Annotated in this window: 8 protein-coding genes; 3 read left to right on the top strand and 5 right to left on the bottom strand. The window is 74.3% G+C overall.

All coding sequences use genetic code 11. From position 1 onward, the window contains the following. Positions 1-651, top strand: a 651-nt coding sequence (locus UO65_RS29865) for an LLM class flavin-dependent oxidoreductase (RefSeq protein WP_035289246.1), incomplete at its 5' end; no start/stop codon positions are given. A 49-nt stretch (positions 652-700) separates the two neighbouring features. Here the strand turns inward: UO65_RS29865 and UO65_RS29860 are convergent. The 5 genes from UO65_RS29860 to UO65_RS29840 are packed head-to-tail and all read right to left on the bottom strand — an operon-like array spanning position 701 to position 5,115. Then, on the bottom strand, positions 701-1,240 hold the full coding sequence (locus tag UO65_RS29860) for a hypothetical protein (protein ID WP_035289243.1): 540 nt from the start codon (positions 1,238-1,240) through the stop codon (positions 701-703). After that, the gene (locus UO65_RS29855) at positions 1,237-2,274 is read right to left on the bottom strand and encodes a hypothetical protein (RefSeq protein WP_035289296.1); all 1,038 of its coding nucleotides are present in this window, start codon (positions 2,272-2,274) and stop codon (positions 1,237-1,239) included. The genes UO65_RS29860 and UO65_RS29855 overlap by 4 nt, the downstream gene beginning before the upstream one ends. After that, positions 2,271-3,296: a GNAT family N-acetyltransferase gene (locus UO65_RS29850; protein ID WP_052021988.1), complete on the bottom strand. Its 1,026-nt coding sequence runs from the start codon at positions 3,294-3,296 to the stop codon at positions 2,271-2,273. Before UO65_RS29850 ends, UO65_RS29855 begins: the two co-directional genes overlap by 4 nt. Further along, positions 3,293-4,351 (bottom strand): hypothetical protein, encoded by a 1,059-nt coding sequence (locus UO65_RS29845; protein WP_035289290.1) that lies wholly within the window; start codon positions 4,349-4,351, stop codon positions 3,293-3,295. Before UO65_RS29845 ends, UO65_RS29850 begins: the two co-directional genes overlap by 4 nt. After that, on the bottom strand, positions 4,348-5,115 hold the full coding sequence (locus tag UO65_RS29840) for a hypothetical protein (protein ID WP_233427893.1): 768 nt from the start codon (positions 5,113-5,115) through the stop codon (positions 4,348-4,350). The genes UO65_RS29845 and UO65_RS29840 overlap by 4 nt, the downstream gene beginning before the upstream one ends. Before the next feature lie 200 nt (positions 5,116-5,315). Between UO65_RS29840 and UO65_RS29835 the strand changes: the two genes are divergently transcribed. Beyond that, on the top strand, positions 5,316-6,323 hold the full coding sequence (locus tag UO65_RS29835; protein WP_052021987.1) for a glycosyltransferase family 2 protein: 1,008 nt from the start codon (positions 5,316-5,318) through the stop codon (positions 6,321-6,323). After that, entirely contained in the window at positions 6,320-7,537 is a 1,218-nt protein-coding gene (locus tag UO65_RS29830; protein WP_035289241.1) for an ATP-grasp domain-containing protein, read from the top strand. Before UO65_RS29835 ends, UO65_RS29830 begins: the two co-directional genes overlap by 4 nt. The last annotated feature ends 17 nt before the right edge of the window (positions 7,538-7,554 follow it).

The raw sequence follows: 7,554 nt of genomic DNA, 5'->3' as shown, positions 1-7,554 counted from the left end.
TGGCAGGCGGCGGCCAGCCCGGCGTCGTTCGAGGAGGCGGGCAGGCGCGGGGTCGGCGTGCTCGGCACGACCATGTGGGAGTCGCTGGAGCGCGCCGAGCGGATGATCGGCCTGTACCGGGCCGCCGCCGAGGCGTGCACCGAACCCGCGGGCGCGTTCGTCAACAACCAGGTCGGCTTCTTCACCTTCGTGCACTGCGCGGAGACCGACGAGCAGGCCATGCGCAACGGCGCCGCCGCGGCCGCCGCCTGGTACAGCACCCATGCGCTGACCTTCTTCGAGGCGGCCACCGACTTCCGCCTCGCCATGGAGCGCAACGAGAAGCTGCTCGCCGCCCCCGACGGCGGCGGCGCCACCGGCGACTTCCTGCGCGCCGAGGCGGGCGACGCCCCCACCCCCGCGGCCATGCTCATCGGCCGCATCCTCGGCGGCGAGGACGTGCCGGAGGACGAGCTGTTCGACATCCTCAGCGCGCAGAACTCCCTGATCGTCGGCAGCCCCGACACCTGCCGCAAGAAGCTGCGCGCCTACGCCGACCTGGGCATCGACCGCCTGCTGTGCCTGCACCAGATGGGCAACCTCGGCGACGAGGAGGTCACCACCAGCATCCGCCTCACCGGCGAGCTGATCAGCGAGTTCGACACGGACTGAGCTGCGAGGGGTGGTGCGGACAACGGCGGCTTTCGGCCCCCGGTGCGCGTCACCCCTCCCGGGTCCACACCTCGGCCGTGGTGGCGAAGGCCGAGGAGGTCGGGCGGTCGTCGGGGCCGGTGTGGGTGACCCGGCCGGGGACCGGGGTGCCGCCGATGGTGACCGCCGCCGTGCGCATCGGGGCCAGGAGCAGGGTCAGGCCGTGCGGGACGCCGTCGAGGGGGAAGGCGTCGGTGGTGAACGGGCGGTGGTGCATCGGGTCGGACATGGTGAGGGTGACGTCGGCGGCGTGGGCGGTGACGCCGGTGGCCAGGTCGATGTGGCAGGTGACCGGGGTGGCCTCGACGGTGGGGGTGGGCCAGGGCAGGTGTTCGGTCTCCGGGAAGTGGCGGACGAAGGTGCGCTCCAGCCAGGTCCCCAGGGTCGGGGTGGTGGTCAGCACGCGCACGGCCCCCCGGTGCCACACGACGAGCGCGGTGCCCCGGCCAGCCACCGACCAGTCGACCGACCACAGGGACGCGAAGACCGTGGGCTCCCCGTCCTCGGACAGGGTGACCGCCGGGTTGGCCCCGGCCAGCAGCACGGTCACGGCAGGCCCAGCAGCGCCAGGCCCACCAGCGGCAGAGCGGCGGCGTACTGGTCGGTGAACTCCGCGCCCATGGAGCGCTTGAGGTCGACCATCTTCTTGCCCAGGGACACCCGGGGCCTGCCCGTGTCGTGCAGCCAGCGCATCAGCTCACCGTAGAAGTGGAAGTACAGCCCGGGTCGGCCGCCCTCGTCCTCCGGCAGCGCCGACCAGTGCCGGGCCAGCGGCAGCTCCGGGTGGTCGAGCAGCACGCCCAGCGCCAGCAGGGTGTCGTCGCGGGGGTCGGTGTAGGCGATGGTGAACACGTCCGGGCGCGCGAGCAGCGCGGTGAGCTGGCCGGTGAACTGCGGCAGCGGGATGATCGGCACGTCCCGGTGGGTCTCCAGGTTGACCCGCAGCAGTTCCGCCGCCCGGGTCGGGTCGACCGCGCCGCCGGTGCGGACGGTGGTGGTCGGGTCGTCGTCGATCGTGTCGAACAGCCTGCGCAGGTGTTGGCGGCGCTTGCGCGGCAGGGTGGCCAGCCACGCGTCCCGGTCGCCGACGGCGCGCAGGTGGGCCAGCGGTTCGGTCTTGCGCACGAGCCTGCCGCGCTTCTCCAGCAGCGGCAGCGCCTCCTCCGGCACCTGCCGCAGCAGCGCCGCGCACACGCCCGCGCCGAGTTCGCGGCGGATGCCGGGCAGGAACTCCGCGAGCAGCCGGTGCACGCCGCCGTGGCCGTCGTCGGTGTCGAACCACCAGCCCGGTACGGCGCTGGTGCCCGGCGCGCGCACGTCCAGGCCGCCCAGCCCGCCCGCCCGGCGCGGTCCGACGAACCGGTGGCGGCGGGTGGTCGGTCCGACGAACCCCGACGCCACCACCCCGGTCGGCCCCTCGGACCCGTGCAGGACCGTCACCAACTGCGGCACCCGCGCGGCCCACGCCTGGGCGGCCAGCACCGGCCACGACCAGTCCGCGCGCAGCCCGGCGCGGGCCGTCAGCTCCGGCCAGTGGTCCGGCTCGGCGTCGAACCGGGCGTCGAGGACTTCCACCGCGCTCACCGGCACACCGGCCTCGGCGCGGCGACGGTGTGCAGCGGACGGTAGGTGAAACCGAGCTGCGCCTTGACCTCCGCCATCCCGCGCCCGGCGGTCACCGCCGGTCGGCCGCGCTCGACGGCGTAGCGGACCACGCGGGTGAACCCCTCGTAGTAGAGGTGCTTGCGGCCACCCTCCTCCGGGGGCAGCGCGGCCCAGTGCTGGTGGAACACCAGGTCCGGGCTGTCGAGCGCGGTGGCGAAGGCGAGCAGGGTGCCCGCGGTGTCGTGGTAGGTCGTGGTGGCCACGTCCGACCGGCGCACCAGCTCGTGCAGGTACGCGCCGGAAACCCCGCCGCGCCAGTCGAAGCGGGGTTCGCCCAGCCGGGCGCGGTGCCTGCGCAGCAGGTCCGCCAGGACCTCCCCGTCGAGGTCGTCGCGGTCGCTGTCGGTGCGCGCGACGAGGTCCGGGTCGGCGGCGACCTTCTTGACCTGCCCGCGCACGCTGCTGCGCCTGCTCTTGGTCAGGCTCCGCAGCCAGCCCTCGAAGTCGGTGAAGGTGTTGTCCAGCACGGAGGTCCCGAGCGTTTCCTTGGCCAGCCGCCCGCGCCCGGCGAGCAGCCCCACCCCGTCCGGTGCGGCGTTGCGGTAGACCACGCCCGCGCAGAACACACCCAGCCGCCGGGTGATCGCGCGCTCGTAGACGCGCCGGGCGGCGAGCCGGTCGGCCGCGTCCAGCCCGTCGTCGAACACCCAGCTCGGCACCCCGGACAGCCAGGGGAACTGGGTGTCGACGAGCGTCGGGCCGAAGCGGACCGGGCGCACGACCATGCACCCGAACGCGGCGACGAGGTCGCCCCCGCTGTGCAGCAGGGTCAGCAGGATCGGGCTGGGGGAGTGCGCCGACTCGACGCCGAGCAGGCGGTAGTCCCAGGGCGCGGGCAGGCCGTGGCGGACCCGGAACCCCTCCCACCCCGGCGGTTCCGGGTCGCGGCGGGGATCGAGCACGGTGGCGGTCAACGCCCGCGTCGGCACGGTTGTCGTCATCTGCTCGGACCTCGTCTGCCCAGGAACGGTCGGGGAACGGCGACCGACACCAGCGGCCGGGTGCCGAAGCCCAGCGCGGCCTTGCGGTCGAGCAGGGTGCGACCCGCGGTCAGCAGCGGTCGCCCCCGGTCGGCGGTGTGCCGCACGGCCCGGGCGCAGGCGTCGACCCACAGACCGCTGCCGGGCCGGGCGGCGAAGTGCTGCAACGCGGCGCCTTCCTCGTGGTCGAGCAGCACCGAGAACGCGGCCAGGTCGCCTTCGGCGGTGCGGTAGGTGGTGGTCACGACGTCCGGGCGGCGGACCAGCGCGTCCAAGTAGGACGGTGCGATCCGGCTGCGGGTGTCCAGGTGCAGGCCGCCGACCCTGGACCGCTGCCCCTCCCGCCAGGCCCGCGCGTCCTGCCGGGCGCGGTGGTCGTTGAGCAGCGTAGCCAGTTCCCGGCCGTCGAGGTCCGCCCGCGCCGCCGCCGACTCGACCCGCAGGGAACCCGCGCCCAGTCGTTCGCGCAGCGTGTCCGGCAGCCCCCGCTCCCACGCCTCGGCACTGCCCACGTCGGACAGCACCGCCACCGGGTCGATCTCCCGCGTGACCCGGCCGCGCCCGGACAGCACCGGACCCAGGTCGTGGTCCACCGCGCGGTAGACGACCCCGAGCAGGCCGGGGCCGAGCCGGTCGACCACGGCCCGCTCGAACGCCAGCACCGCCGCCCGCTTGCGGTCGTCGTCCACACCGGGCAGGAACACGCAGGCGGAGTGGCCGCTCAGGGCGGGCAGGTAGACCTCCACCCAGCGCGGGGCCAACCCGCGGCGCGGGGTGTCGGGCGGTGGGGCGTAGGCGCGTTCGCGCACGGTCCGGCACACCATGGCCACGAACGCGCCGACGGCTTCCTCACCCTGGCGCGCCACGGCCAGGACCGGCGGGTTGCGCGCCACCCACGCCTCGATGCCCAGCAGCCGGTAGTCCCACACCGGCAGCAGCCGCGCCTTCTTCTGGAACCGCCGCCACCCGGTCGGCTCCGGGTCCGACCGCGGGTCGTGCACCTCGACGGTGGTCACCCCGCGACCGTCCGAACCACCGGGGTCGCGTGCCGGGGGCACCACTCGACGCGGCCGGGCACACCGCCGCCGACCAGGGCGTCCACCAGTCGGGGCGACCGCTGCCGGAGCAGGGTGAACGCCAAGCCCGCCCGGGTGCGTCGGGCGTACACGCGGGTCCAGTCCAGGTGCCACAGGCCGCAGTCGCGCAGCACGCCCAGGTAGCCCAGCACGGGGTCGTGCAGGACGCCGTACGGGCCGCTGTCGAGCCGGTCGAGCGTGCGCCGGGGCACCCGGTGGACCCGGTCACCGCCCGGCACGCGGTCGGTGAACCCGTCGAGCGCCTTGTCCGGTCCGACGGCGACCACCGGGCGCCCGGCGCCGAGCGCCGCGCCGACCTCCGGCAGCGCCGGGTCGTCCACCTCGGCGTCGACCAGGCAGCCGCGCCAGCCGCGCGGCAGGTCCCAGACCGGGCGGGCGCCGGGGTGCTCCAGCGCGACCAGGAGGCCGTCGCCCGCAGTCGGCCGGGCCAGTGGCAGCAGCCCGCCGAGCCCGCGCACCGGGTCGAACCCGGTCGGCCCACCGGCGAGCGGGGCCAGGTCGACCGCTGCGCGCACCAGGTCCTCGGTGGACACCGCGCCCTCGGCCGACCCGCTGCCCAGTCGCGGTTCGGTGCGACCACCCAGCGCCCAGCGCTCCCGGTAGAACGGGACCGTGGCGAAAGCCGACCGCACCACTCGCCGGTATGCTGTACGCCACAGCGCGTCGACACCGGTTTTGACCATGCCGCGCAAGCTATCCCGACCGATGCCGGTTTTCAAACCCGCCCCCGGAGCAAGGCGATCGTCGTAACGCCGATGAGCTGAATGGCGGCTTTCTCCGCAAAGGACTACCCCCGTCCGGGACTTGCGGCTTATATCCACACCGCTCCGCCAACGAGTTTCGCCCGCGTTCACCGGGGCGTCGTCCCCGTCCAAGGAACGAGATGCCTGCACCCTCGGTCGTCGCCGCCCTCAGCGTGGTCATCCCCTGTTTCAACGAGGCGGACAACGTCGACCCCTGCTACCGGGAGATCATCGCTGAACTGGGCGAACACGACCTCGAACTCCTCTTCGTCGACGACGGCAGCACCGACGCCACGCTGGAGCGGGTGCGCGCCCTGGCCGAGGCCGACCCCAGGGTGGGCTACCTGTCGTTCACCCGGAATTTCGGGTTCGAGGCCGCCTTCTCGGCCGGTTACCGGTACGCGGGCAAGCCCTGGGTGCTGCACATCGACGCCGATCAGCAGTTTCCGGCGGCCGAGGCGCGAAAACTGATCTCGGCCGCCGAAGCGGGCAATGACGCCGTGTTCGGCATTCGGACGAATCGGCAGGACCCGCTGGTCCGGCGTTGGGGTACCGCCCTGTTCCACTTCCTGGGCAGGCGCGTGCTGCGGATGGAACTGCCCCGGGGGGCGACCGCTTTCCGGCTGGTGCGCGCCGACCTCGCCCGCACCGTCGTCGACCTCCGGCTGGGCACCCCGCACTTCTTCGCCACGGTGCCCCGGCTGACCGACCGCTACACCGTGGTCCAGGTCGAACACCGCGCCCGGGTGCGCGGGGTGTCCAAGGTGAACCTCGGTTTCCTCACCGGGCACGCCATCGAACTGTTCGTCGGGCACACCCGCAGGCTGCTGACCATCGCCGCCACCGCGGCCGTGCTCGGCGGGATCGCCGCGGTGGCGCTCACCGTCGCTGTCCTCGCCGGTGCGGTCCCCGGCTCCGGCGCGCTGGCGGGCCTAACCGCCCTCATGGCCTGCGCGCTGCCGGTGCTCGCCCTGGTCGTGCGCTACCTCGGTGTGATCGGCGCGGCCCAGCCGCGCCCGCGCCTGTACTACGTCCGCGAGTCCAGCCTGGCGGTCGACCCCGCCGAGCTGCTCTGCGCCCCGCCCGCGGTGCCGCCCTCGACCAGGGCGCAACCGCGGTCCGACCCCGCACTGGAGGCCACCCGATGAAGTCCCTGGTGATCCTGGGCGGCGCCGACGGCGCTGTCGGCACCTACCACCGCGCCCGCGAGCTGGGCTACCGCACGATCTGCGTGGACTTCCGCGCCGCCGCGCCCGCCGTCGCCGTCGCCGACGAGTTCGTGCAGGTCAGCGTGCGCGCCCCGGAGCAGATCGCGGCCGCCCTGGCCGGGCGCGGGGACATCGTCGGCGTGCTGTGCCCGGCCAGCGACGTCGGCCTGGCCACCCAGGCGGCGCTGATCGAGCACTGGGACCTGGCCCGCCGATTACCCGACGCCGCGGTGTCCGCGTCGATGGACAAGTCGGTCTTCCGCTTCCTCTGCGACTCCCTCGACCTGCCCAGCTACGCCAGCGTGGCGGGCGCCCCCGGACCCGACCTGGTCGCCGCCGCCCGCAGGCTGCGGTTCCCGGCCCTGGTCAAGCCGGTCGACTCCTCGGGCAGCCGCGGCGTCGTCGCCTGCGCCACCCCCGGTCGGCTCGCCGAGGCGTTCACCGAGGCCATCGCGTTCTCCCCGTCCGGGCGGGTGGTCGTGGAGGAATTCCTCGACGGCACCCACCTGACCGTCGAGGCGCTGGTCGTCGACGGGCAGATCGCCTTCCACGCCGTGACCTCGCGCACCGTGACGCCGCCGCCGTTCTTCGTCACCACCGCGCACGTGATGCCCGCCGACCTGCCCGAGCACACCGACGCGCACCTGGTGCGGATGCTCACCCGGATCAGCGCCGAACTCGGCTACACCCACGGCCCGCTGACCCTCGACGCCGTCCTGGGCCGCGACGGCGAGCTGTACCTGATCGAGATGGCCGCCCGCCTCGGCGGCAACGGGCTGTCCGAACTGGTCCAGGCCGCCACCGGGGTCGACCTGGTCGGCGCGATGATCGACCTGGCCACCGGCGGCACCCCGGTGCTCACCCCGGGCCCGATCCGCCCCAGCCTGGTGCACATGCTGGCCTCCGACCGCGCCGGCCACCTCGTCCGCGTCGAGGGCGTCACCGCCGTCGCCGAGATGCCCGAGGTCGTGCGGCTCTACCTGTTCGCCGAGGAGGGCACGCACGTGCACGCCTACGAGCAGGCCGGGTACAAGCTCGGCTACCTGGTGCTCAGCGCCGACACCCCCTGGGAGCTGTGGCGGGCCGAGGGCGCGGCGCGGGCCGGTCTGCGCTTCGTCCTCGACGCCCCCGACATGGCCGTCCCCCTTCCGTGACCCACACTTCCCGCTTG

This window comes from Actinokineospora spheciospongiae, from assembly GCF_000564855.1.
GTDB lineage: Bacteria > Actinomycetota > Actinomycetes > Mycobacteriales > Pseudonocardiaceae > Actinokineospora > Actinokineospora spheciospongiae.
This window is presented reverse-complemented; position numbering and strand designations above follow the sequence as displayed.

Coding starts and splice junctions, on each gene's coding strand:
- UO65_RS29830 (WP_035289241.1), top strand. CDS start 6,320: ATGAAGTCCCTGGTGATCCTGGGCGGCGCCGACGGCGCTGTCGGCACC.
- UO65_RS29840 (WP_233427893.1), bottom strand. CDS start 5,115: ATGGTCAAAACCGGTGTCGACGCGCTGTGGCGTACAGCATACCGGCGA.
- UO65_RS29835 (WP_052021987.1), top strand. CDS start 5,316: ATGCCTGCACCCTCGGTCGTCGCCGCCCTCAGCGTGGTCATCCCCTGT.
- UO65_RS29850 (WP_052021988.1), bottom strand. CDS start 3,296: ATGACGACAACCGTGCCGACGCGGGCGTTGACCGCCACCGTGCTCGAT.